The organism is Martinezella multihospitum (genome assembly GCF_900094585.1).
GTDB classification, from domain to species: Bacteria; Pseudomonadota; Alphaproteobacteria; order Rhizobiales; family Rhizobiaceae; genus Rhizobium; species Rhizobium multihospitium.
The window spans coordinates 15,061-38,616 of the sequence record NZ_FMAG01000007.1; the positions used below are offsets into that span (position 1 = coordinate 15,061).

At 59.9% G+C, this 23,556-nt stretch carries 21 protein-coding genes and 1 other RNA gene; 12 read left to right on the forward strand and 10 right to left on the reverse strand.

From position 1 onward, the window contains the following. Window positions 1-91 precede the first annotated feature (91 nt). Window positions 92-1,504 (forward strand): FAD-binding oxidoreductase, encoded by a 1,413-nt coding sequence (locus GA0061103_RS25025; protein ID WP_092715948.1) that lies wholly within the window; start codon window positions 92-94, stop codon window positions 1,502-1,504. A gap of 247 nt (window positions 1,505-1,751) precedes the next feature. Beyond that, window positions 1,752-5,474 carry an AsmA family protein gene (locus tag GA0061103_RS25030; RefSeq protein ID WP_092715950.1) on the forward strand — a complete coding sequence of 1,241 codons (3,723 nt, stop codon included), beginning with the start codon at window positions 1,752-1,754 and terminating at the stop codon, window positions 5,472-5,474. A 76-nt stretch (window positions 5,475-5,550) separates the two neighbouring features. Here GA0061103_RS25030 and GA0061103_RS25035 read toward each other — a convergent pair whose 3' ends face one another. From GA0061103_RS25035 to ssrA, 4 genes are all read right to left on the reverse strand, one after another. Further along, window positions 5,551-5,763 carry a ribbon-helix-helix domain-containing protein gene (locus GA0061103_RS25035; RefSeq protein ID WP_092716493.1) on the reverse strand — a complete coding sequence of 71 codons (213 nt, stop codon included), beginning with the start codon at window positions 5,761-5,763 and terminating at the stop codon, window positions 5,551-5,553. 104 nt (window positions 5,764-5,867) lie between these two features. Then, window positions 5,868-6,062 (reverse strand): DUF4169 family protein, encoded by a 195-nt coding sequence (locus GA0061103_RS25040; RefSeq protein ID WP_075850874.1) that lies wholly within the window; start codon window positions 6,060-6,062, stop codon window positions 5,868-5,870. Between the two features lie 56 nt (window positions 6,063-6,118). Then, entirely contained in the window at window positions 6,119-6,631 is a 513-nt protein-coding gene (locus tag GA0061103_RS25045; protein WP_092715952.1) for an SspB family protein, read from the reverse strand. Between the two features lie 118 nt (window positions 6,632-6,749). Beyond that, window positions 6,750-7,120: a transfer-messenger RNA gene (gene ssrA / locus GA0061103_RS25050) on the reverse strand. A 182-nt stretch (window positions 7,121-7,302) separates the two neighbouring features. On the opposite strand from ssrA, the gene GA0061103_RS25055 reads away from it, so the two are divergent. Further along, on the forward strand, window positions 7,303-8,223 hold the full coding sequence (locus GA0061103_RS25055) for a thymidylate synthase (protein WP_092715954.1): 921 nt from the start codon (window positions 7,303-7,305) through the stop codon (window positions 8,221-8,223). Here GA0061103_RS25055 and GA0061103_RS25060 read toward each other — a convergent pair. Both GA0061103_RS25060 and GA0061103_RS25065 read right to left on the reverse strand, forming a co-directional pair. After that, window positions 8,220-8,663 carry a DMT family transporter gene (locus tag GA0061103_RS25060; protein WP_092715956.1) on the reverse strand — a complete coding sequence of 148 codons (444 nt, stop codon included), beginning with the start codon at window positions 8,661-8,663 and terminating at the stop codon, window positions 8,220-8,222. The two genes, GA0061103_RS25055 and GA0061103_RS25060, sit on opposite strands and share 4 nt — an antisense overlap. 12 nt (window positions 8,664-8,675) lie before the next feature. Beyond that, on the reverse strand, window positions 8,676-9,203 hold the full coding sequence (locus GA0061103_RS25065; RefSeq protein WP_092715958.1) for a GNAT family N-acetyltransferase: 528 nt from the start codon (window positions 9,201-9,203) through the stop codon (window positions 8,676-8,678). 300 nt (window positions 9,204-9,503) lie between these two features. Between GA0061103_RS25065 and GA0061103_RS25070 the strand changes: the two genes are divergently transcribed. The 6 genes from GA0061103_RS25070 (at window position 9,504) to GA0061103_RS25095 (ending at window position 15,784) form a co-directional block, all read left to right on the forward strand. After that, a complete protein-coding gene (locus tag GA0061103_RS25070; RefSeq protein WP_092715960.1) occupies window positions 9,504-10,070 on the forward strand; it encodes a helix-turn-helix domain-containing protein in 567 nt (188 codons plus the stop codon). Between the two features lie 102 nt (window positions 10,071-10,172). Continuing rightward, entirely contained in the window at window positions 10,173-11,009 is an 837-nt protein-coding gene (locus GA0061103_RS25075) for an NAD(P)-dependent oxidoreductase (RefSeq protein ID WP_092715962.1), read from the forward strand. Window positions 11,010-11,114: 105 nt separating this feature from the next. After that, on the forward strand, window positions 11,115-11,633 hold the full coding sequence (locus GA0061103_RS25080; protein ID WP_092715964.1) for a dihydrofolate reductase: 519 nt from the start codon (window positions 11,115-11,117) through the stop codon (window positions 11,631-11,633). 177 nt (window positions 11,634-11,810) lie between these two features. Next, window positions 11,811-12,938: an FtsH protease activity modulator HflK gene (gene hflK / locus GA0061103_RS25085; RefSeq protein WP_092715966.1), complete on the forward strand. Its 1,128-nt coding sequence runs from the start codon at window positions 11,811-11,813 to the stop codon at window positions 12,936-12,938. Next, a complete protein-coding gene (hflC, locus tag GA0061103_RS25090) occupies window positions 12,938-13,882 on the forward strand; it encodes a protease modulator HflC (RefSeq protein ID WP_092715967.1) in 945 nt (314 codons plus the stop codon). Before hflK ends, hflC begins: the two co-directional genes overlap by 1 nt. A gap of 192 nt (window positions 13,883-14,074) precedes the next feature. Then, on the forward strand, window positions 14,075-15,784 hold the full coding sequence (locus tag GA0061103_RS25095) for a DegQ family serine endoprotease (protein WP_092715969.1): 1,710 nt from the start codon (window positions 14,075-14,077) through the stop codon (window positions 15,782-15,784). A gap of 3 nt (window positions 15,785-15,787) precedes the next feature. Here GA0061103_RS25095 and GA0061103_RS25100 read toward each other — a convergent pair whose 3' ends face one another. The 3 genes from GA0061103_RS25100 to serB are packed head-to-tail and all read right to left on the reverse strand — an operon-like array spanning window position 15,788 to window position 17,842. Then, entirely contained in the window at window positions 15,788-16,366 is a 579-nt protein-coding gene (locus tag GA0061103_RS25100; RefSeq protein ID WP_092715971.1) for a GNAT family N-acetyltransferase, read from the reverse strand. Continuing rightward, window positions 16,363-16,926, reverse strand: coding sequence for a GNAT family N-acetyltransferase (locus GA0061103_RS25105; RefSeq protein ID WP_092715973.1), 564 nt, complete (start codon window positions 16,924-16,926; stop codon window positions 16,363-16,365). The genes GA0061103_RS25100 and GA0061103_RS25105 overlap by 4 nt, the downstream gene beginning before the upstream one ends. Before the next feature lie 25 nt (window positions 16,927-16,951). After that, complete coding sequence (gene serB, locus GA0061103_RS25110; RefSeq protein WP_092715975.1) at window positions 16,952-17,842, reverse strand: phosphoserine phosphatase SerB; 891 nt, start codon at window positions 17,840-17,842, stop codon at window positions 16,952-16,954. Between the two features lie 13 nt (window positions 17,843-17,855). Here serB and miaA point away from each other — a divergent pair, with 13 nt between their 5' ends. Further along, the gene (miaA, locus tag GA0061103_RS25115) at window positions 17,856-18,737 is read left to right on the forward strand and encodes a tRNA (adenosine(37)-N6)-dimethylallyltransferase MiaA (RefSeq protein ID WP_092715977.1); all 882 of its coding nucleotides are present in this window, start codon (window positions 17,856-17,858) and stop codon (window positions 18,735-18,737) included. 9 nt (window positions 18,738-18,746) lie between these two features. On the opposite strand, the gene GA0061103_RS25120 is transcribed toward miaA, so the two are convergent. Continuing rightward, on the reverse strand, window positions 18,747-20,771 hold the full coding sequence (locus GA0061103_RS25120) for an ATP-binding protein (protein WP_092715979.1): 2,025 nt from the start codon (window positions 20,769-20,771) through the stop codon (window positions 18,747-18,749). A gap of 328 nt (window positions 20,772-21,099) precedes the next feature. Between GA0061103_RS25120 and GA0061103_RS25125 the strand changes: the two genes are divergently transcribed. Both GA0061103_RS25125 and ilvN read left to right on the forward strand, forming a co-directional pair. After that, complete coding sequence (locus GA0061103_RS25125; RefSeq protein WP_092715980.1) at window positions 21,100-22,893, forward strand: acetolactate synthase 3 large subunit; 1,794 nt, start codon at window positions 21,100-21,102, stop codon at window positions 22,891-22,893. 86 nt (window positions 22,894-22,979) lie between these two features. Continuing rightward, window positions 22,980-23,552 (forward strand): acetolactate synthase small subunit, encoded by a 573-nt coding sequence (gene ilvN, locus GA0061103_RS25130; protein ID WP_004115886.1) that lies wholly within the window; start codon window positions 22,980-22,982, stop codon window positions 23,550-23,552. Window positions 23,553-23,556 lie beyond the last annotated feature (4 nt).

Sequence of the window (23,556 nt, forward strand, 5' to 3'; positions counted from 1 at the left end):
ATTTTCATCACTGGACAGCGCCGCGCCGATGTCCCATAGAACCGATAAAAGGGTTAACGCCCTTCGATGATCGCGATGGGAGATTCGGATTATGGTTCTGGCTGATGCGAAGGCGGGAGCACGTAACGAGGCGGGCATAACGGCTGTTCTCGGCATTCTCAAACAGGCTTTCGGAGAGCGCTTCCAGACTGGTGAAAGTTTTCGCGCCCAGCACGCTCACACCACGACCTATATCCCATCGCAGCTCCCGGACGGTGTGGTTTTTGCCGAAACGCGGGAAGACGTGCAGACCGTCGTCAAGGCATGCGCCGAGCATAAGGTTCCGGTCATTCCCTTCGGGACGGGATCTTCGCTTGAGGGCCAGGTGAATGCGCCGCAAGGCGGTATTTCCATCGATTTCAGCCGCATGAGCCGTATTCTCGAAGTCAATGCCGAGGATCTGGATTGCACGGTCGAGCCCGGCGTCACCCGCGAGCAACTCAACACTTATCTGCGCGACACCGGTCTGTTCTTTCCGATCGATCCGGGTGCCAATGCCTCGATCGGCGGCATGGCATCGACGCGCGCATCGGGCACGAATGCCGTACGTTATGGCACGATGAAGGACAATGTGCTGTCCGTGACCGTGGTGACCGCCAATGGCGAGGAAATCCGCACCGCTCGGCGCGCGAAGAAATCATCCGCCGGCTACGATCTGACGCGACTTTTCGTCGGTGCCGAGGGCACGCTCGGCGTACTGACTTCTATCACGCTCCGCCTGCAGGGTATTCCGCAGAAGATCGCCGGGGGCGCCTGCGCCTTTCCGGATATCAAGGCGGCTTGCGATGCCGTCATCATGACGATCCAGATGGGTATTCCTGTCGCGCGTATCGAGCTGCTCGATGCCATGCAGATGCGGGCCTGCAACCGTTATTCCGGCCTGACCTATGATGAGAAGCCGACGCTTTTCCTTGAATTCCACGGCACCGACGAGACCGTTGCACTGCAATCGGCACAATTTGCCGAGATTGCGGCCGAATGCGGTGGCGGCGAATTCCTTTGGACAAGCAACGCAGAAGAACGCAACAAGCTCTGGAAGGCCCGTCATGACGCGTATTGGGCCTGCCGGGCACTAGCACCCGAGTTGGCCGCCCTGTCGACGGATGTCTGCGTGCCGATCTCGCGCCTTGCCGAATGCGTCGCGGAAACCCAGGCCGATATCGAGGCGCATGGCCTGCTGGCACCGATCGTCGGCCATGCCGGTGATGGCAATTTCCATGTGCTCGTCCTGTTCGACGATAAGACGCCGGAGGGTATCGCTGTCGTCGAAGATTTCGTCGCGCGCCTCAATGCGCGCGCGCTCGCCATGGACGGCACATGCACGGGCGAACATGGGATAGGGCAGGGGAAGATGGCGTTTCTCGAGCAGGAACTCGGCGATGCGGTCGATCTGATGCGCCAGATCAAGGAGTCGCTCGATCCGGATGCCATTTTCAATCCAGGGAAGATATTCCGCAGGCACTGAAAGATGGAATATTTTCATGATCTTGGCTTGCTACAGGCTGGAATGACGCTAGGCTGCAGCCGCACTTTTCCGGTTTTTGTCATGAAAAGCCACATGTAGGTGCTAGATGGGTGGCATACCTCTTAAAAAGAGCTGCTGTGGCAGGCAGGGATCGGGTAGAACTGTGCATATTCTAGGTTATGCCGTGTATGCGCTCTGATAAGCGACGCCTGCATATGTTGGGAATGAAGATTGGAGACGATACGCGTTGTTAGGTAGGGTCCTGGTTTTTCTGGGTGGATTGCTTGTGGTGGTGCTGTTCGTGGCGCTGCTCGCTCCGCTCTTCATAGACTGGACCGATTTTCGCAAGAATTTCGAGGATCAGGCGAGCCGCATCATCGGCAAGAAGGTGACCGTTCATGGCACCGTGGATGCCCGCCTCCTGCCGTTCCCATCGGTGACGCTGCATGATGTCCGCGTTGGTCAGGAGGCCGACGGCACGCCGCTGGTACAGATTGCCGAATTCTCCATGGATGCGGAACTTGCGCCTTTCCTGTCCGGCGAAGCGCTGATCTTCGACATGCGGGTGTCCAAGCCCAAGGTACGGCTGCGGCTGCTGAAGGATGGCACGCTCGACTGGATGCGCGGCAGCCAACCGGAAATTCCTGCGAAGTCCGTGGTGCTCGAAAGCGTTCACGTCGAAGACGGCGATATTCTCTTCATCGACGAGCAAACGGGCAGAACCCGGCATGTCACGGGCCTGAACGCCCAGATGTCGGCGCGGTCGCTGGCCGGGCCATGGCGCATCGAAGGCGATGCGGCGCTCGACAACGAGCATGGCAATTTTACGATTTCCAGCAGCCAGCCTGACGATAACGGCGTCTTGCGCGTCCGCACCCGGCTGATGCCGGACCGCCATCCGTTGAACGTCGATCTCGACGGCGAGCTGAAGCTGGTCAACAGCAAGCCCGATTACATGGGTTCCTTCACGGCCGGCGTGAACGACAAGCAGGCCCGTGATTCAGCCGATCAGAAGGTGCAGCCCCGCATCAAGGGCCGTTTCGAGCTGACGAATGATCGCATTCGCGTCCCTGAGTACCGGCTCGAAGTCGGCGCCGATGACGACCCTTATGTCGTTACCGGCGAGGCGACGCTGGATACGGGTTCCAAGCCGGAATTCCTGCTGACGGCCGATGGCCAGCAGATCGACGTCAATCGTCTCGGCAGCAACAAGGGCACCAACGGCAAGACCAATCGCAACCCGGCGATCTCGGCGCGGCAGCGCCTGAACAGCCTGATTGCGATCGCCGCCGAAGTCCCTGTGCCGCAGGTCCCCGGCAAGGCGACCTTCCGGTTGCCGGCGATTGTGGCGGGCGACACCACCATACGCGACGTGCAACTCGATCTTGAGCCGGCGGGAACGGGATGGAAGATAGATCATGCGATCGGCATGATGCCTGGACGCACGCAGGTCGAGGCGCGGGGCAATCTTATGCTGCGGGGCGAGCCGAATTTCATCGGCAATCTGGTCGTCGCGTCCAACCAGCCCTCAGGATTGGCATCATGGCTTGTGGGGTCCGTCGATCCGTCGATCCGGCAGCTGCGCCAGGCCGGCTTCTCTGCCGATGTCAGCCTGCAGCATGACGAGCAGCGCTTCGAAAACCTAGAGATCGCAATCGGTTCGGCCACGCTGAAAGGCCGGATCGATCGCCAGAGCGGGACAGACAAGGTCCCGCCAAAGCTTGCCGTCGACCTGACCGGCGATGCCCTCGACCTTGACGCGCTAAGGGCGCTGACCGGGCTCTTTACTGGCCAGGATACGGGGGAATCCCTCTTCGATCATCGGATCACGGCGCATCTGCAGGCCGGAAAATTCATGGCTTTCGGCGTGCCTGCCGATAATGTCGATACCTCATTTTCCGTGGCCGACGGCGCTCTGACGCTCGACAAGCTTTCGGTGCGCAATGTTGCCGGCGCCGAAATCACCGCAACTGGCCGTGCTGACGGTTCGCCTTCCGACTACAAGGGATCGGGCGAGATCACCTTCAAGGCCGCCGATCCGGGGCCGTTTTTCGAAATGCTGCGCCAGCATCTGCCGCATCATCCCGTCATGGACCGGTTGGTGCGCAACGCCGCATGGTATGGAAACACTGCTCTTCGCGGCGCAGTGACGCTCGGCGGGGATCAGGACAACGCACTGACGGTGACGCTTGCCGGCGTTTCCAACGGCAGCCGCGTCAATTTCGATTATCGCATGTCCGATCTCTCGGCTTTCACGGGCAAGGGCACCACGACACTAGAGGGAACGCTGGAAAATTCGGTGACGTCGATCCTGTTCGGCCAGGCGGGTCTCGATCCGTTGCCTGTTGAAGCCGATGCCAATGGTCGTCTGACGCTGAAAGTGTCCGCAAGCGGTACCGATCCGGCGGATGCCGCACTCACCTTTGCGACCGACAAGACATCGTTTACCGCAAACGGCAAGGTGGATGTCCGTCCTGCTACCTTCCTCAACGGCAACGTAGCGCTATCGCTCGAAAGCGCCGACATCGATCCTTATTTCGTGATGAACGGCATCGGTATTCCGCAGATGGGCGCCGGTTTGCCGGTGAAGTTTCAGGCCAATGCCGCCCTAAACCCGGACAAGATCGTGTTTTCGGACATGAAGGGACTGTTTGCCGACAACAACATGTCCGGCACGCTGACCGTCGATCGGAAGGCGCTGAATCTCAGGGCGTCAGGTGAATTGTCGCTCGACAAGGCGGATCTCGATTGGCTGGCGGAAGCCATCTACGGGCCGATGAGCGATCCGAAAACGGGCGCTCTCAACCAGGATAAGCTCGGCCTGCCTGCCTTCAGCGGGATGGATATCGGCGTCAAGCTTTCCGCAAAGCAGGTTTGGCCCGGCATATTCGGTCCGATTTCGAATTTCACCGCCAATGCGAGCTACAAGGGCGAAGAATTGCGGCTTAACGATCTGACGGGCGGCTGGAATGGCGGCACGTTGACCGGAAGCGCGATGCTTGCCAATTCCGACGGTACCGGTCTGCTGCAGACGAAGCTCAGCCTGGCCAACGGCGATCTCGCTGTTGTCGCCTGGCAACGCGACGGAGCACCGCTTGCCACCGGTCGCTTCGGCCTTGCGATGAATGCCGAGGCGAGTGGCAAGAGCATTGCCGACCTTGCGGCCAATGCCAGCGGCTCGGGCGAAATTAAGCTCGGCGAAACGCATGTGCGTGGTCTCAATCTCTCCGTCCTGCCGCCGCTCCTTTCGGCGACGGACCAGATCCAGGGCGATATCACCGCCGCCAAGGTGCTGCCGATCGTCCAGACGCTGCTCAACAATGGCGAGGCTGTTCTCCCGGCGACGAGCATCCCTTTCAACATTTCCGCGGGCGTGGCGCGGGCGACCAATATTGCCGCCAGCAATGATCTGGCAAAGCTTTCGGGCAATGCCGAAATCAGTCTGCCGGATGAGCGTATGCGCGGCTCTCTCGGCATCGATTTCAACGCTGGCACCGAAGCACAGAGCGGCGCGGAACCGGCCTTGCGCCTCGATTTCGCCGGACCGCTGGCCTCACCTGGCCGGACAATGGATGTGACTGATGTGACCAGCTTCCTGTCGGTCCGGGCATTCGAGCGCGAACGCCGCCGTGTCGAGCGCCTCCAGGCCAATGTGCTTGAAAAGCAGAGGCTGCGGCGCGAGGTCGCGCTGTACAAGTATGTGGCAGGCGCGCGCGAGGCTCAGCGCCAGCGCGATGCCGCCATAGAGCAGCAGCGCCGTGCCGAAGAGGAGCGGCTGCGCGATCTAGCCCGGCAGGCGGCTGCGCAAAAGCAGGCGGAGGAAGAGGCGCGTGCCAAGCAGGCAGCCGAAGAGGAGGCCAAGGCCAGGGCGGCGGCCGACGCGCGAGCCAAGGCCGAAACTCAGCATCCGCCGGCGCCGCAAACGACCGCACCGTTGAACTTCAATGAATTGCCGGGGGTTGCCCAATAGGCTGGGCAATTGCAAACCGATCTACGCCGGGCGGCTGAAGCACGCTCACGGCATTGTCGCAAGTTTCCCGCAGCCGTCAGTTGCGGTCCTTCAGCCATCTGAGGACATAGAGGCGAAGTGCCGAGGAGAGATTGCTGCCGGCTTCGCGCCCGTCGTCGATCTCGGAGATCAGCGCCGCGAGCGACGTGCCGCGCGCGCTGGCGATAGCCTTCAGTTCTGTCCAGAAGGCATCCTCAAGGGAAAAGCTTGTGCGATGGCCATGCAGCGTCGCGGAATGTTTACGGATCATCAGCGGATCGATCAAAAATCGGAAATGGCGGGATATTTTTGAAAGTGATTCAAAATGCGGAAGTAAGCAACTGATTTCTGAAGTTTTTTATCTCGGGGTCTAAACTAGTCTTCGGTCTTCTTGGTTTCGATTCGCCCGGCCTCGTGCGTCTTTGCGGCCTTTTCGTTAAGCGTCGTCGTCAGCTTCTTCTCGGCCTTGGTTCGCCCAAAGGCGATGCGGTTCTGCTCCGCCTGCTTTTCCTTGTCCGAGCGGGCCTGCTTCTTGCGAAATTGGCGCAGATTGACGATTTCGGCGCTCATCGATCTCTTCCGTTACCGATATGAAAAAGGGGAAGCGGATGCTTCCCCTGCAATGCCTACTGCTTCTTGCGGAATGCGTCGAGAGAGACGACCGATCCCGGCTTCTTTTCTTCGCCTTCCTTGGCTGCCGCCGCCGGCGCTTCCTCACCTTCGACCGGCACCGGATAGGCAGTGATTTCGCTGGAGGAAGTCTCTTCTTCGTCGTCGGCCAACGGGACGTCGAACTCCAGCTCGAAATTGACGGAAGGGTCGTAGAATCCGCGGATGGCGTTGAAGGGGACGACCAGCTTTTCCGGAACATCGGAGAAGGAGAGGCCGATCTCGAACTGGCTCTCGGTGATTTTCAGGTCCCAGAACTGATGCTGGATGACGATGGTCATCTGCTCCGGATACTTCGACTTCAGGTGCTGCGAAATGCGCACGCCGGGAGCACCGGTCAGAAAAGTGATGAAGAAATGGTGGTCACCGGGCAGGCGGCCTGTAGCGCCGACCTCGGTCAGCACCTTGCGGATCACTCCACGCAGGGCGTCCTGTGCCAAAATGTCGTAGCGGATATGATCCTGCCCCATGCTTTCCTGTCTTTCGTTGGCCATGTTTTTTATAGGCTTATGCCACGCTGAACGCCGCCGGAAAAGCCCTATGCGCGAGTCACCGCCTGTCGATCTATAATATAGCACTGGAGAAGAAGGTGAAGGCTTCTGTTGCCAGGTGCCTTCGAACCCCGCCTAAGAGTGCGACCCCTTAGGACTTTATTTGAAGTGTCACACCGCGATTAAGCAGCGAGACGAGCTTCCGCATAGTTGTCGTTTGCAACTACAATTTTAGCCCGATAACGGCGGTACAATGCCGAGCGAAAAGTCGATCTTTACACCCTTGTCGATCCTGTTTCGCCCCCATCAAAAGCCGGTCTGACGCCAGTCTTGCCGGCCGGTTTTTGGTGGAGGCGCCGGGTACCGCCCCCGGGTCCAATAGGTTTATTACACCGCTCATTTATCGCCATAGCCGGCCCGAAGACCGGCAAGGGTGATATAGTGTTTTCCGCGGGCGAAGGGAAGGGCAATTGTCATATTAACGTCGCGGAAACATCGGTTTGCCTGCGCGGCTCGGTGATTTGCCTGTATTACGTTTCCTAGTGGTTGGTTTCGCCGCGGCTTGTCATTAAAATTGCGAAAAAGGAATCGGCAGGCTGTCGCCCAGGCATCCCTATGGCCGGAAATTTCAAGCGATTTCGGAGCGGAAGATGGCTCGTCACCCAGAGTATCAATATCTCGACCTGATGGCGCACCTGCTCGAACATGGTGATCGCCGCATCGATCGAACCGGCGTCGGCACCTTGAGCGGGCTTGGCGCTATGATGCGTTTCGATCTTTCGAAGGGGCAGATCCCGATCTTCACGACGAAGCGCGTCTACTGGAAGCTCGCCGTCAAGGAAATGCTGTGGTTCCTGACCGGCGACACCAATATCCGCAATCTCCTGAAAGAGAACGTTCGGATCTGGACCGACTGGCCGCTAGCGAAATATCGCAAGGCGACGGGCGAGGATATCGATCAGCTTGCCTTCGAGAAGCGTGTCCTCGAGGATGAGGCTTTCGCTCTCCAGTGGGGCGATCTCGGCCCTGTCTATGGCAAGCAGTGGCGGCAGTGGCGCGATGCCGAGGGCCGGGTGCATGACCAGCTCGCGTCGGTCATCAAGGATCTCAAAACTAATCCAAGCAGCCGCCGCATGATCTTCCATGCATGGAATGTCGGAGAGCTTGCCGACATGGCGCTGCATCCCTGCCATATGGTCTATCAATTCCATGTGTCGAACATCTCGGGCGAGGGGGGCAAGCGGCCGCGTCTCAGCCTGATGGTGTTCCAGCGCTCCTGCGACCTCTTCCTCGGCAATCCCTTCAACATCTGCCAGCAGGCGGCCCTGCTCGCCATGGTCGCGCAGCAGGTCGATATGGATATGGGAGAGCTGGTCTGGTCGGGCGGTGACGTCCACCTCTATCTCAACCATCTGGATGCGATCCGCGAGCAGCTCAGCCGCGAGCCGAAGCCGTTCCCGACCTTGCGACTGCTGCGCCGGCCCGACAGCATCGACGATTATCGCATCGAGGATTTCGAGGTTCTGGGCTATGAGCCGCATGCCGCGATTGCGGCCGAAGTCGCGGTTTAGGCGTTTCGACCAGCAACGAGAACGGCGCCGCTGACGAGCAGCAATGCTCCGACAAGCTGCCATGCGCTGAAGCCGGCCATCGTCTTTCCGGAGATGGCGGCGTCGAATGCCAGGCCGGTCAGGAGCTGGCTTGCGACGAGCACGGCGATGGTGGGGGCCGCGCCAAGCCGTTGATATCCGAGGATGCCGGCAAAGACGAAGAACGAGCCGAGCAGGCCCGGCAGCAAGGCCCACGGCCTGACGGCGCCGGCCGCTTCCGCAAGGCCGGCGAGGCCGTTGCGGGAAATCAGGATCGCAAGCAATGCGGTCAGCCCGACCGAGGAGTTGATGACCAGCGTGATCAGCACGGTCGATACCGACTGGGTGATCCGCACCATCAGCGCGTTCTGCACAACCAGCGATATGCCGGCGAGAATGAGCGTTGCCACCGTAATCGGCATGATGTTTGAGCCTCAGACTGTTGGCTTGCTGTCCGGTTCTGTGCGCTGATCGAGCAGGAGCTGGAGAAATGCCAGATCCAGCCAGCGTCCGAACTTGGTGCCGACTTGCGGCAGAAGGCCGACCTGCTGGAAGCCGAGCTTTTCGTGCAGCCGGATCGAAGCCTCATTGCCCGCCTCGATGCCCGCAACCATCGCATGTTTGCCGATCGCCCGGGCGCGCTCGATCAATTCGATCATCAGCGCCTTGCCGATGCCGCCGCGATATTGATCGTTGCGGACGTAGACGGAGTGCTCGACCGTATGCCGGTAGCCGTCGAAGGCGCGCCAGTCGCCGAACGAGGCATAGCCAATGACGTCGCCGCGATCGTCTGTGGCCACCAGCACGGGATAGCCGAGCTTATGCCGATCCTGCAGCCACTGCCGGCGGTTGGCGATATCGACCAGCGTTTCGTTCCAGATCGCGGCGGTATTAGCGACTGCATCATTGTAGATCGCGGTTATCCCCGCGAGATCCTCGTCTCTCGCATCGCGAATTTGCATTGGTTGGCTCCGTAGGGCATCCACTAAATTGGATGAATATGTGTTTTGTTGCTCTATCCTGTCATACACCGATTTCCATATCTGTCTACTATATTATTACGAAAATCCAGGAAAACAAAACGCTGCCGATGGTTTGTATCTCGGCAACTGCAATAAAATATGCAGAATTTTCAATAGCCAAGTTACTCTTTGAGTGAAGCTGCACTTCTTTTCCATGCTGTCGAGACCTGTGCGAGGCGATCTTTCGAAGGTGCGGGGCATCGATTGTCATCTCAGCCGAAGTCCACTATAGTAAAACGCATGTCTCAACTTGATGATATCGACAGGCGCATCGGCGCACGCATTCGCATCGAACGGGAAAGCCGTGGCTGGTCGCTGACGGAGCTGGCCGAACGCTCGACCGTATCCCGTGCCATGATCCACAAGATCGAGCGTGGCGAAAGCAGCCCGACAGCGACGCTGCTCGGCAAGCTTTCCGGTGCCTTCAGCCTGAGCATGTCGACCTTGATGGCACGTGCGGAGATGCAGCAGGGCCGATTTCTCCGAAAGGAAGAGCAGCCCATCTGGGTCGATCCGCAGACGGGCTATGAGCGCCGGCACGTTTCCCCGAAGTCGGACCTGCCGCTCGATCTCGTCCGCATCGAATTGCCCGCGGGGGCGGAAGTTCCGATGCCTGCATCGGCCTATGCCTTCATGCGACAGCTCATCTGGGTGCTGGAGGGACGGCTGACCTTTATCGAGGGAGACGCCAGGCATCTGATGTCGGCGGGCGATTGCCTGGAGCTTGGTCCGCCGACGGATTGCATCTTCCAGAATGAAAGCGAGGAGCCGTGCATTTACGCCGTCCTCGTGCTTCGCAACGCTTGACGGTCGGCGCTAAACTTAGCGTTACCGCAAGGCATTGCGCTCGTCCGGCCGGACGATAGGCGATATGCTGCCGTCTTCCTCGATCGGAGAAGGAGATTGGCCGTGGAGATCGCAGTCATCGGAGCCGGCGCCATGGGAAGTGCCATTGGCCGGCGTTTGGTCGAAAACGGGGCGAGGGTGCTCACCTATCTCGAAGGACGCTCGGCTTCGACTATCGAGCGGGCGAAAGCAGCTGGCATGGAGCCGGTCGGATTGGACGCTATCGCCGCGTCGCGTCTTATTCTTTCCATCGTTCCGCCCTCTGAGGCGATTGCCGTCGCTGAGCAGATTGCTGGCGAGATGCGGCGCAGCGGAAGCAAGGCAACATATATGGATTGCAATGCGATCTCGCCGAAGACCATGGCGGAGGTTGCGGCGATCTTCGGCGGCGATTGCGGCGCGGTTCTGGATGGCTCGATTATCGGCGGTCCGCCGAAGCCTGGCCAGAAGGGGCCGAAGCTCTATGTAAGCGACGATGCGGCCAACGACAGCGGCGTACTTGTCGAGTACGGACTTCAGGTCCGCCGCATCGATGGAGCGATCGGCGCGGCCTCGGCACTGAAGATGTGCTACGCCGGCATCAACAAGGGCGTGACGGGCCTCGGCACCGCCATGCTGCTTGCCGCGATCCGTTCGGGCGCCGATGTTGCCCTGAAACGCGAACTTCAGGAAAGCCTGCCGGACCTTGATGCGAAATTCGTCCACGGCATTCCGGACATGTATCCGAAAGCCTATCGCTGGGTCGCGGAGATGGAGGAGATTTCCGAGTTCCTCGGCGAGGGTGATCCAGCCGCCTTGATCTTCAAAGGCATGGCTGGGCTCTATCGGAAGATGGCGAGGGATCGTGAAGAGGGAGGCATTTTGGCCGGTCAGCTCGATAAATTGAACAGCGGCGCCTGATACTAGGCCGTGACAGGTGCGTTCTATCTGCCGTTGCGGCCATCATGATGTAAAGTCGCCGGACCGACTCGCATTGGCGTCGGTGAGGCAGACTGAGGGAGACGTATGACCCAGCCGATCAAAACCATCGTCGTTGCCGTATCGCGCAACGGCATCATTGGGCGCGAGGGCGATATGCCCTGGCGGCTGTCGTCCGATCTCAAGCGCTTCAAGGCGATGACGCTCGGCAAACCCGTGATCATGGGGCGGAAGACCTTCCAGTCGATCGGCAGGCCCTTGCCTGGCCGGCCCAATGTCATCATCACCCGTGACGCCGATTTTTCGGCGGAAGGGGTTGTCGTTGCGCATTCGCTCGACGAAGCGATCGAGGCCGCATCCCGTTTGGCCAAAGAGAGCAATGCGGACGAGATCTGCATTCTCGGCGGCGGCGAAATCTATCGGCAGGCGATCGGTCTGGCTGACCGGCTGCTGGTGACCCATGTGGAAGCGGATGTGGAGGGCGATACCCCCTTTCCGAAGATCGATCCCGGCATCTGGCAAGCCGATGGCGAGCTTGCCGTACCGGCCGGAGAAAAGGACACTTATCCGACGCGTTTCGTTCGCTATTTCAGGCGAAAAGCATAAAAGCAGCCCCCAAAAAGCAAATATTTTCCAACGAATCCGACGAACTTCCTGAAGTCGCGTTGAAAGCAGGTGCTTCGATACCTATAACGGGAAACAATCGCTGCCACCCGCGGATTTCGAGCTAAGAAATCCGTGGATGCGGCGCGATGCTGGGAGTCAACAAACAAAGAGGTTTTGATGCCTTGGAGCAATCAGAATGGCGGCGGCGGTGGCCCATGGGGCGGCGGTGGCGGCGGTGGAAATAATCAGGGACCTTGGGGGCAAGGACCGAACCGGCCGCGGGGAAGCGGCAACGGAGGGCCTCCGGATCTCGAGGATATTATTCGCCGCGGCCAGGACCGGTTGAAAGGTTTCGTGCCCGGTGGCTTCAACGCAGGCGTCGTTCTCATCATCATCGCAGTGATCGCCGTTTTCTGGCTGATCCAGTGCATTTATACCGTGCAGCCAGACGAGCGAGGCGTTGAACTGCGCTTTGGCAAGCCGCGCGAGGAAGTCTCGATGCCAGGCCTGCATTTCCATTTCTGGCCTATGGATCGTGTCGAATTCGTCAAGGTTACCGAGCAGCAGCGCAATATCGGCGGCCGCTCCTCGGCCGGCTCGACGGCGGGGCTGATGCTGACGGGCGATCAGAATATCGTCAATGTGCAGTTCTCGGTTCTCTATACCGTGACCAATCCACAATCCTATCTTTTCAACCTCGAAACGCCGGATGAAACGCTGCAGCAGGTCGCCGAAAGCGCTATGCGCGAGGTCGTCGGCCGCCGTCCGGCCCAGGATATTTATCGCGACAAGCGTCAGGAAATCGCGACCGAGGTCAGAAACATCATCCAGGACACGATCGATCGTTACTCTACCGGCATTTCCATCAATGCCGTGCCGATCGAGGATGTCTCGCCGCCGCGCGAAGTGGCGGATGCGTTCGACGAAGTGCAGCGCGCCGAGCAGAACGAAGACCAGCAGGTGGAAGAGGCCAATCAGTATGCCAACCAGCAGCTCGGTCAGGCCCGCGGTCGCGCCGCGCAGATTCGTGAAGAAGCGGCTGCCTACAAGGACCGCATCGTGAAGGAAGCTCAGGGTGAGGCCCAGCGCTTCGTCTCGATCTACAACGAATATGTCAAGGCACCGGAAGTAACCCGCAAGCGGTTGTTCCTCGAGACCATGGAGTCCGTCATCGGTAATTCCAACAGCATCATCATCGACGACAAGCAGGGCGTCGTGCCTTACCTGCCGCTCAACGAAATCGGCAAGCAATCCACGACACAGCCGGGCAGGCCCGGTGCTGCAACTCAGCCGGAGGCCAAATAATGACGTCCAGCCGTTTGCCAGCCATTCTCATCGCGCTCGCGGTAGTGCTGCTGCTCATCTATTCGTCGGTGTTCGTGGTCAATGCCAAGGAGCAGGCGATCGTCCTGCGCTTCGGCCAGATCCGTGCGGTCAAGACCGAGCCGGGCCTCTACTTCAAGTTGCCGTTCGCCTTCATGGATGCCGATCGCGTCCAGTACATTCAGCGGCAGGAACTTCGCTTCGATCTGGACAATATCCGCGTCCAGGTTTCCGGCGGCAAGTTCTATGAGGTGGATGCCTTCGTGGTTTATAAGATCATGGATGCGCGCAAGTTCCGCGAGACGGTATCGGGTGATCGCGACGCAGCGGAATCGCGTCTGAGAACCCGCCTCGATGCTGCTCTTCGCCGTGTCTACGGTCTGCGCAACTTCGAAGCCGCGCTTTCCAACGAACGTGCATCGATGATGACCGAAGTGCGCGACGATCTGCATCGCGATGCCGAGACCCTCGGTCTCAACATCGAGGATGTCCGCATCCGCCGCACCGACCTGACCCAGGAAGTGTCGCAGCAGACTTACGACCGTATGAAGGCCGAGCGTCTGGCGGAAGCCGAGCTGATCCGCGCTCGCGGTAACGAAGAAGGCCAACGCCGCCGCGCCGTCGCCGATCGTCAGGTCGTCGAAATCGTTGCCGATGCACAGAAGGATTCGGAAGTACTGCGCGGTGAGGGCGAAGCCGAACGCAACGGTATCTTCGCAGATGCCTCAAGCCGCGATCCGAAGTTCTATGAGTTCTATCGCTCGATGGCCGCCTACAACAAGGCACTGGCTGCGGGTACGGGCAGCAAGACGCTCGTGCTGCCGCCGAACAAGTCGGATTTCTTCAAATATTTCGACAGCCCGACGGGTTCGACGCCCAATTCCGGGGCGCCGGCGTCTGCCAATCCGGCGCCATCGGCCAATTGAGGCGTCAAATCAAGGAACGGAAGGGCTGCCTCGGGGCGGCCCTTTTTCTTTATGGCGGATTGCATCGCCTTGCCATGCCCGCTTCGGCAGTGAGGAGGTCCGGGGATTTCGCAAAAAGGTGATTTCACGCTTCATCATTCCGCCTTATGTTGATGCTTATACAAGTTTTCCCTTTCTCGATGAGGATGCCTGATGGCTTCGACCAATCGCCTGTCTTTCAGCCGTTCGTTTGCCTTGCTCGCGAGCATCGCGCTGATTGCCGGCCCCGTTGTGGGCGCTGCCGAACAGGCGCATGCGCAGGCTCAGAATAGCGGTGCTGCCGCGGGTGCTCAGGTGCCGGCCACCACCAATCAGACATCGCCGGCAGCAATGCCCACGGTCACCATGAACCCGGCAATGGGTGCTGGGCCGGCTTCGGTTGCCGATCTAGCCTCCGGATTGCTCGATGCGGTCGTCAACATTTCCACATCGCAGAAGGTCAAGGATGAGGGGAATGGGCCGGCAAGCCCGAAGGTGCCGGATAACTCGCCCTATCAGGATGAATTCAACGATTTCTTCAACAACAAGAAAGACGACGACAGCAATCGCAAGGTGAGCTCGCTCGGCTCCGGCTTCGTCATCGATCCGTCAGGCTATATTGTCACCAACAATCACGTCATCGAAGGCGCTGATGACATCGAGGTGATCTTTCCGAACGGCACGAAGCTAAAGGCCAAGCTGATCGGAACTGATACGAAGACCGATCTTTCGGTCCTGAAGGTCGAGCCGAAACATCCGCTGACATCAGTCAAATTCGGCGATTCCTCGAAGATGCGGATCGGCGATTGGGTGATGGCGATCGGCAACCCCTTCGGCCTCGGTGGCTCGGTGACCATCGGTATCGTCTCGGCGCGGGGCCGCAATATCAATGCTGGCCCTTATGATAATTTCATCCAGACGGATGCGGCGATCAACAAGGGCAATTCCGGCGGTCCGCTCTTCAACATGAAGGGTGAGGTCATCGGCATCAACACGGCCATCATCTCTCCGAGTGGCGGCTCGATCGGTATCGGCTTTGCCGTGCCGTCCGAACTGGCTGAAGGCGTCGTCAATCAGCTCCGGGACTTTGGCGAGACGCGCCGCGGCTGGCTCGGTGTGCGCATTCAGCCTGTCACGGACGATGTCGCCAATAGCCTGGGTCTTTCGGAAGCCAAGGGGGCGCTTGTGGCCGGCGTCATCAAGGGCGGCCCTGTCGATAACGGCTCGATCAAGGCGGGCGATGTTATCCTCAAATTCGACGGCAAGGATGTGGACGAGATGCGCGATCTGCCGCGTGTCGTCGCGGAAAGCCCCGTCGGCAAGGAAGTCGACGTCGTCATCTATCGCGACGGCAAGCAGCAAACCGTCAAGGTGACGCTCGGCCGCCTGGAGGACAGCGATCAGGTGGCAGCGGCAAGCACCGACAAGAACAAGAAGCCGCAGCTTGCGCCTGATGATAAGGGCAACAGCGATGGCGTCATCAATCCCGACCAGGGAGACGATGGCGACGATGACGGCATGGATGGGCAGGATCAGGGCGGCGATCCGCAGCAATCGCCGCAGGCTCAGCCGCCAGTTCAGGCAACCTCGAATATTCTCGGAATGAAGCTCTCGACGCTGACGGCTGAAAATCGCAAGAGCTTCGGCATTGCTGACAGCGTCGATGGCGTGGTCATCACCGAAGTGGCTCCAGGCTCGGCAGCTGCGGAAAAAGGGCTGAAGCCCGGCGACGTCATCGTTGAGGTTGCACAGGAATTCGTCCAGACCCCGAGCGCCGCCTCGGACAAGGTGGCATCGCTGAAGCGTGAAGGACGCCGCAACGCGCAGATGATGATCGCATCTCCAAGCGGTGACTTGCGTTTCATCGCCGTCGCGCTGGAGTAGAATTCAGCTCTCAATGTGTCTTGCGTGCTGCGCCCGCCATTCGGCGGCGCGCAGCCGATAGACGACGTGCCGCTTCAGATGCGGATGCGTCTCCGGAATTTGTGGATGGTCGAAATCGCACGCCGGATCGGGTTGCATGCCGATCCTGCGCATCACCGCCAGGACGCGCCTGTTATCATGCACGGCGACGGACAGGATTTCTTCGAGGTTCAGGACGGTGAAAGCATGACGCACAAGAGCCATGCCGGCTTCGGTTGCGTAGCCCTTGCCCCAATGAAGTGCTGATATCCGCCAGCCGATTTCCACGGCATCTCTGGGCAGAGGAGGATCAAGCCGCACTCTGGACAATCCCGAGAAGCCGATGGCCTCGCCGCTATGTTTCAAGACTAGGACCAGAAACTCGAAGCCGGGTTCGGAGATGACGTTCCGGATCATGGCGAAGATGGTGTCGGCATCCTCGCGGCTGCGGCTGAAGGGAAAGAATTCAAGTACGGCGGGATCGGAGCTCAGCTCATAAAACAGCTCGCGATCCTCTGGCAGGCATGGCCGCAGGATCAGCCGAGATGTTTCGAGTGTCGTCATCGCCCGGAGCGCCACTCGGCCGCGGTCAGCCGGTAGAGGACGTGACGCTGCAGATGAGGATGAGTGTCTGGCACATTGGGGTGATCGAAATCGCCGTCTTCGACGCGGTGCATACCGATCCGCTCCATCACGGCGGTCGATCTGACATTGTTATGCACGGCGAAGGAAACGATTGGATCCAGATCGAGCTTGTCGAAGCCGTGAGCAAGAAGCGCTCGCGCGGCTTCGCTGACCAATCCCTTGCCCCAGTGCCGCGCCACCAGCCGCCAGCCGATCTCGATCGTTCCGACCGGGACGAACGGCTCAAGGTGATCCGTCCGCATCAGCCCGCAATAACCGATTGCCTCGCCGCTTTCCTTCAGCTCCAGCACGTATAGGCCAAGCCCGGTTTCCGTAATCATCGACTGAACGCGATCGAAGAAGGCATCTGCTTCCGCCCGATTGCGGCGAAACGGAAAGAACTCCATGACAGTCTCGTCGGAGTTGATCTCATAGGCCAGATCGCGATCCGCCTCGCGCCAGTTGCGGATGATGAGGCGGTCGGTTTCGGTGATGATCATCTGCGGCCCCTGATTTCAGCGCTCTCTATGGTTTGACGAAGTCCGTCTTGCGATAGCCCTGGATATAGAGCAGGGCAGTCAGATCCCCGTGATCGATGCGCATCCTTGCCTGCGCGGAGACGGTCGGTTTGGCGTGGAGCGCGACGCCCGCACCGGCAAGCTGCAACATGCCGAGGTCATTGGCACCGTCGCCGACAGCCATGACGTCATCGGTGGAGATACCGAGCTTCTCGGCGATATCGTTCAGTGCGTCTACCTTGGCCTGCTTGCCGAGGATCGGCTCCTCGACGAGGCCAGTCAGGATGCCGTTTTCTTCCAGCAGGACATTCGCCCGGTTCTCGTCGAAGCCGAGGGTGGCGCCGATCCGGTTGGTGAAGACAGTGAAGCCGCCGGACACAAGGGCGGCGTAATAGCCCTTCGCCTTCATGGTGGCGATGAGTTCGGGGCCGCCCGGCGTGAGCGTGATGCGCTTGGCGATGACATCGTCGACGACGGAGAGCGGCAATCCCTTCAGAAGCGCGACTCGCTCGCGCAGGGCCGGCTCGAAGGCGATTTCGCCGTTCATGGCGCGGGCGGTGATATCGGCAACCTTCTCTTTGAGGCCGACCTCGGCGGCGAGTTCATCGATGCATTCCTGGCCGATCATGGTGGAGTCCATATCGGCGATGAGCAGCTTCTTGCGGCGGGTGTCGGCTTCCTGGATCACCAGATCGATCGGCGCGCTGCCGATCACGGCCAGTATATTGGCCTCTGCGGCCTCAACATCGGTGCCATCGCGAAGCACGATATCGCAGGCAATGCCGTCGGCAAGCCAATAGAGCCCGGACGCTTTGACAGCATCAGCCGCCTGTTCGGCGATGGCCGGAACGAGAACGGGGTTTGACGGATTGGCAATAAGCGTGGCAACGAAGGCCATGAGCAGAAACCCTATGAGCAATATCGACGCGATCCTGATAACCGGGCCGACCGCCAGCGGCAAGTCCGCACTGGCGGTAGAATTGGCGCGTTCGCATGATGGCGTCGTCATCAATGCAGATAGCATGCAGGTCTACGACACCTTGCGCGTGCTGACCGCGCGGCCTTCCGAGGCGGATATGGAAGGCATTCCGCACCATCTTTACGGCCACGTTCCGGCCGGCCAAGCCTATTCGACCGGCATCTGGCTGCGTGAGGCCGGCGCCTTGGTCGAGCGCTTGCGCCTCGAGCGCCGCATGCCTGTCTTCGTCGGCGGCACCGGGCTTTATTTCAAGGCGCTGACGGGCGGGCTCTCCGACATGCCCGAGATTCCGTCTGATATCCGCAATCGGCTTCGCAGTCGGTTGCTGACAGAGGGGCCGGAGGCGCTGCATCGTGAGCTTGCGGAACGCGACGCTGCCGTTGCGGAAACTCTGAATCCGCAGGACGGGCAGCGCATCGTTCGTGCTCTGGAGGTGGTCGAAGCGACAGGTCGGTCCATTGCCGCTTTTCAGGGCAAGAACGGGCCGATGATCGTCGATCCCGACCATGCACGAAAGATCGTCGTTCTACCCGAGCGCGCTATCCTGCACGAACGCATCAACAGCCGTTTCGAGACGATGCTGGCGATGGGAGCGCAAGACGAGGTGCGGGCTCTGCTGGCATTGGATCTTCCGCCGGAAATGCCCGTCATGAAGGCGATCGGGGTCGCGCAGATCGCCGCGATGCTGAAGGGGGAGATGACGCGTGCCGAGGTCATCGAAACCGGATCGGCGGCGACGCGGCAATATGCCAAGCGGCAGATGACCTGGTTCCGTAATCAGATGGATGCGAGCTGGGAACGCTTGAGCCCGTAGTTCGGGGCGTCAGTCCTTGTCGTAAAGGCTGCTCAAGGGTTTTTTCAAAATGCTGTCCCGCAAGGACAGGCCGGATTCGCGCCGCAGAGAAGGGGCGTGTTCCCTTTGCGGGGGTGAGCGAGCGCCTCCTTCATCGCTGCGGAATTCGCGGCGCAATTCCGCAAGCTTGCTGTCGATCGATGTTTGCGAGGGAACTGCGGGTTGCGGTGCGGCGGTGCGCGGCAGCATGTCCGGACGGTAGGGTTCGATCGACGGCAGGTTCGGTTCCGCCTGATGACGGATTGTCTGCTGGACGGGCACCTCGTCGAAATCATCTCCGATATCGGTCATCGGCGCAGCATTATAACTCTGCTGGAGAGGGCTGAGATCGGGGCCTGAAATCGAACGCATGCGGCTGATGATCGTACGCAAATCAACCGTATCCGGCGAATCCTCGCTGGTTTTCGTGACGCTTCCGCTGGCTTTTGGCAGCAAATGCCGCTCGACCTGGGAAAAGCGCATGCGCATCGGGACTGCGATGGCCTCGCCGAAGGCGATCGCTTCACCGTTGCCGATCGATGAAAGAAAGCTCGTCGTCGAGATCGAAGAGTTCGGGATGGCCGAGCGGATGATTTCCTGGTCGCGATCATTGGCCAGACGCATGGCAAAGAGCGTCGAGCATTGCGACAGGATCGTCTGGTCGAGCTCGCCCGGACGCTGGGTGATGATGCCGAGGGACACGCCGTATTTGCGTCCTTCCTTGGCGATACGGGCGATGGCCTGCCGCGTCGGGAAGAAGCCGAGCGTCGGGTCGGCGGGGATATAGCGATGCGCTTCCTCGCAGACGACGAGCATATGGATTGCCCCTTCGCTCCAGAGCGCCAGTTCGAAGGCCATGCGGCAAAGGACGGAGGCGACGGAATTGATAACTTCCGAGGGGATGCCGGCGAGCTGGAAGGTGCAGATCGGCTTACCGTCGCCCGGAATGCGGAAGATCTTGGCGATGGTCTCCATGATCGTATCGGTGATCGTATTGTTGGAGAACATGAAGTGATAGCGGGGATCGTTGATCGCCGAGATGATGCGCATCTTGAGCGAACGCAGATGCGGCTTCTCCTGGCGGCCTTCAAGGCGGCCGATGCGCTCGTCGATCAACGCCAGCAGATCGGCCATGCGGTAGGGCACCGGCGTATCCGCTGTCACCGAGGCCTTTTCTGTCTGGCGGCGCATCAGAGTGGAATCGCTGCCGCGAAAGGCGCGTCTCGCTTCGGGGATAAGGTCTCGCAGCGCGTCGAGTTCCTCGGGGATCGCCGGGCGGCCGCGGAAGACGACTTCGCTGAATTCTTCAAGCCGCATCAGCCAGAAGGGCAGGTCGAGCGTATCGGTGTCGATGACGACGGCATGCTTTGGAAAGGCAGCCGCGAATTCGTTGTGCGGATCGAGGATCAGCACACGCAATTTCGGATCGGCGCTGATGGCCTTGTGCAGCAGCAGCGAGACGGCGGTGGATTTGCCGACGCCGGTCGAGCCGACGACCGCGAAATGCTTCGCCAGCATCGAAGGGATGTGGATGGCGGCATCGATGCTTTCATCCTGCGTCAGCTTGCCGATGACGCAACTGCTACCCTTGCCGGCATCGAAAATGCGCATGAGGTCGGCGGCGCGGATACGGTGCGCGATCGCGCCCAGATAGGGATAGGCCGATATGCCGCTTGAAAACTCCTCGCGGCCATCCGGTTCGACGCGAACCTCACCCAGAAGCTCGACCTCGATGCGAAAGAGATTGTCCTGCCCTTCGCCCCAGCCGACGCTTTGCGTGTTCATCGCATAGACGAGGGCCGCGACGCGGTTCTTCCCGACACTGATGGAAATCAGCCGGCCGACCGACCAGAGTTCGGTCAGGTCCGTGCCGCCGGCCTCGGCCACGGCGGCGATTGTCGCGCGGGAACCGTTGCACGCGACGACGCGACCGAGGAAGCGATTTCCCGGTTTCAACTTGTCGCGGCGATCAAGATCTCCAGCGTTGCCTGATGTCTGCAGATCGTTATTCAGCAAACAGTTACCCCAATCATTCGTGGCTGGAGCATAGAGACGGTGGCTTAATAAAACCCTGTCGACCACCCGCGCTTTTTATAGGGTTTCCGCTGGTCCGCGATTTTTTATTGCTTCACGCGTTGACGCTTCGAAATTTTCTGTCTATCACTTCGCCCCATGAAAAACTCGATCATTCTTATCGTGGTGGGAAGGCGCATGGGCAGGATGGTGTAACCATCCGGCGATAGCCACCCATGCGCTAGATGACAGGCTCCCTAAGGGGCCTTTTTTTATGCCCGAAATCGAGATTTCATCTTTCCAGACCTCCAGCAGACAGCGGAACAAACGTATGACCGGCACAGATAATCAGGCGAGCGGCAATCGAATGACAGGCGCGGAGATCGTGTTGCAGGCGCTCAAGGACAACGGCGTCGAACACATCTTCGGTTATCCGGGCGGCGCGGTGCTTCCGATCTATGACGAGATCTTCCAGCAGGACGACATCAAGCACATTCTCGTCCGCCACGAGCAGGGCGCCGGCCATGCGGCCGAAGGCTACGCCCGCTCCACCGGCAAGGTCGGTGTCATGCTGGTCACCTCCGGTCCCGGTGCGACCAATGCGGTCACGCCGCTGCAGGATGCCTTGATGGACTCGATCCCGCTGGTCTGCCTGACCGGCCAGGTTCCGACATCGCTGATCGGCTCGGATGCTTTCCAGGAATGCGATACGGTCGGCATTACGAGGCCGTGCACCAAGCACAATTGGCTGGTCAAGGACGTCAACCAGCTCGCTGCCGTCATCCATGAAGCCTTCCGCATTGCGCAATCAGGCCGTCCAGGCCCGGTCGTTGTCGATATTCCAAAGGATGTTCAGTTCGCTACCGGCACCTATACGCCGCCGGAAGCGCATGACGCACAGAAGAGCTATCAGCCGAAGATCCAGGGCGATCTCAACAAGATTCACCAGGCGATCGAGCTGATGAAGAATGCCCGTCGTCCGGTCATCTATTCCGGCGGCGGCGTCGTCAACTCCGGGCCGGAAGCTTCCAAGCTGCTGCGCGAGCTGGTCGAGCTGACAAATTTCCCGATCACATCGACGCTGATGGGCCTCGGCGCCTACCCGGCATCGGGCAAGAGCTGGCTCGGCATGCTCGGCATGCACGGCTCCTACGAGGCCAATATGGCGATGCATGATTGCGACGTCATGGTCTGCATCGGTGCGCGCTTCGACGACCGCATTACCGGCCGTCTCAATGCCTTCTCGCCGAATTCGAAGAAGATCCATATCGATATCGACCCGTCCTCGATCAACAAGAACGTACACGTCGATATCGGCATTCTCGGCGATGTCGGCAATGTTCTGGAAGACATGGTTCGCCTGTGGCGCGCCCTGCCGCAAAAGCCTGCGGCGGACCGCCTCAGCGACTGGTGGGCCGATGTTGCGCGCTGGCGTGCGCGCAACTCGTTCGCATACAAGCCGAGTGACGATGTCATCATGCCGCAATATGCGATCCAGCGCCTTTATGAGCTGACCAAGCATCGCGATACCTACATCACGACCGAAGTCGGTCAGCATCAGATGTGGGCGGCGCAGTTCTACGGTTTCGAACAGCCGAACCGCTGGATGACCTCGGGCGGTCTCGGAACCATGGGCTATGGCCTGCCGGCCGCACTCGGCGTGCAGATCGCCCATCCGGAAAGCCTGGTTATCGACATTGCCGGTGATGCCTCGATCCAGATGTGCATCCAGGAAATGTCGGCGGCGATCCAGCACAATGCGCCAATCAAGATCTTCATCCTGAACAACCAGTACATGGGCATGGTTCGCCAGTGGCAGCAGCTGCTGCATGGCAACCGCCTGTCCAATTCCTATACGGAGGCGATGCCTGATTTCGTCAAGCTCGCGGAAGCCTACGGCGCCGTCGGCCTGCGTTGCGAAAAGCCTGGCGATCTCGATGCGATGATCCAGGAGATGATCGATGTCGACAAGCCGGTCATTTTCGATTGCCGTGTCGCCAATCTCGCCAACTGCTTCCCGATGATCCCCTCGGGCAAGGCGCACAACGAAATGCTGCTGCCTGATGAAGCGACTGACGAGGCCGTTGCCAACGCCATCGACGCCAAGGGTCGCCAGCTGGTTTGATCGTAAGACCGGGACGCGCTAAAGCCGCGTCTCGGCCCGATCTTACTGGCATAGCCAACAAGAACCGAGGAAACGGAACAAGGATAATGAACGCACACCTTCAACCCACCGGCTCCGCCTATTTCATTTCGCCGGAAACCGCGGCGGCTGAGAGCCATACGCTTTCGGTGCTTGTCGATAACGAGCCCGGCGTTCTCGCCCGCGTCATCGGCCTCTTTTCCGGCCGTGGCTACAACATCGAAAGCCTGACGGTTTCGGAGACGGAGCATCAGGCGCATCTGTCGCGCATCACCATCGTCACGCGCGGCACGCCGCAGGTGCTGGAGCAGATCAAGGCACAGCTCGAGCGCATCGTTCCCGTTCACCGCGTCGTCGATCTGACGGTGCGCGCCCGCGAACTCGGCCAGGAGCGGCCGATCGAGCGCGAAGTGGCGTTGCTGAAGGTGACTGGAAGTGGCGAAACCCGCGCCGAGACGTTGCGGCTGGCCGATGCCTTCCACGCCAAGGTGGTGGATGCAACCGTCGAGCATTTCATTCTGGAAATCACCGGCAAGTCTTCGAAGATCGATCAGTTCATCGCCATCATCAAGCCGCTCGGCCTGATCGAAGTCTGCCGCACCGGCATCGCTGCGATGAACCGCGGCTCGCAGGGAATGTAAGAGC

Excerpts from the sequence above, each read along its gene's own strand:
- hflK (WP_092715966.1), top strand. The coding sequence starts at position 11,811 with ATGCCTTGGAGCAATCAGAATGGCGGCGGCGGTGGCCCATGGGGCGGC.
- GA0061103_RS25035 (WP_092716493.1), bottom strand. The coding sequence starts at position 5,763 with ATGATCCGTAAACATTCCGCGACGCTGCATGGCCATCGCACAAGCTTT.
- miaA (WP_092715977.1), top strand. The coding sequence starts at position 17,856 with ATGAGCAATATCGACGCGATCCTGATAACCGGGCCGACCGCCAGCGGC.
- GA0061103_RS25045 (WP_092715952.1), bottom strand. The coding sequence starts at position 6,631 with ATGGGGCAGGATCATATCCGCTACGACATTTTGGCACAGGACGCCCTG.
- ilvN (WP_004115886.1), top strand. The coding sequence starts at position 22,980 with ATGAACGCACACCTTCAACCCACCGGCTCCGCCTATTTCATTTCGCCG.
- hflC (WP_092715967.1), top strand. The coding sequence starts at position 12,938 with ATGACGTCCAGCCGTTTGCCAGCCATTCTCATCGCGCTCGCGGTAGTG.
- GA0061103_RS25125 (WP_092715980.1), top strand. The coding sequence starts at position 21,100 with ATGACCGGCACAGATAATCAGGCGAGCGGCAATCGAATGACAGGCGCG.
- GA0061103_RS25105 (WP_092715973.1), bottom strand. The coding sequence starts at position 16,926 with ATGATCATCACCGAAACCGACCGCCTCATCATCCGCAACTGGCGCGAG.
- GA0061103_RS25065 (WP_092715958.1), bottom strand. The coding sequence starts at position 9,203 with ATGCAAATTCGCGATGCGAGAGACGAGGATCTCGCGGGGATAACCGCG.
- GA0061103_RS25100 (WP_092715971.1), bottom strand. The coding sequence starts at position 16,366 with ATGACGACACTCGAAACATCTCGGCTGATCCTGCGGCCATGCCTGCCA.
- GA0061103_RS25095 (WP_092715969.1), top strand. The coding sequence starts at position 14,075 with ATGGCTTCGACCAATCGCCTGTCTTTCAGCCGTTCGTTTGCCTTGCTC.
- GA0061103_RS25070 (WP_092715960.1), top strand. The coding sequence starts at position 9,504 with ATGTCTCAACTTGATGATATCGACAGGCGCATCGGCGCACGCATTCGC.
- GA0061103_RS25040 (WP_075850874.1), bottom strand. The coding sequence starts at position 6,062 with ATGAGCGCCGAAATCGTCAATCTGCGCCAATTTCGCAAGAAGCAGGCC.
- GA0061103_RS25080 (WP_092715964.1), top strand. The coding sequence starts at position 11,115 with ATGACCCAGCCGATCAAAACCATCGTCGTTGCCGTATCGCGCAACGGC.
- GA0061103_RS25060 (WP_092715956.1), bottom strand. The coding sequence starts at position 8,663 with ATGCCGATTACGGTGGCAACGCTCATTCTCGCCGGCATATCGCTGGTT.
- GA0061103_RS25055 (WP_092715954.1), top strand. The coding sequence starts at position 7,303 with ATGGCTCGTCACCCAGAGTATCAATATCTCGACCTGATGGCGCACCTG.
- serB (WP_092715975.1), bottom strand. The coding sequence starts at position 17,842 with ATGGCCTTCGTTGCCACGCTTATTGCCAATCCGTCAAACCCCGTTCTC.
- GA0061103_RS25025 (WP_092715948.1), top strand. The coding sequence starts at position 92 with ATGGTTCTGGCTGATGCGAAGGCGGGAGCACGTAACGAGGCGGGCATA.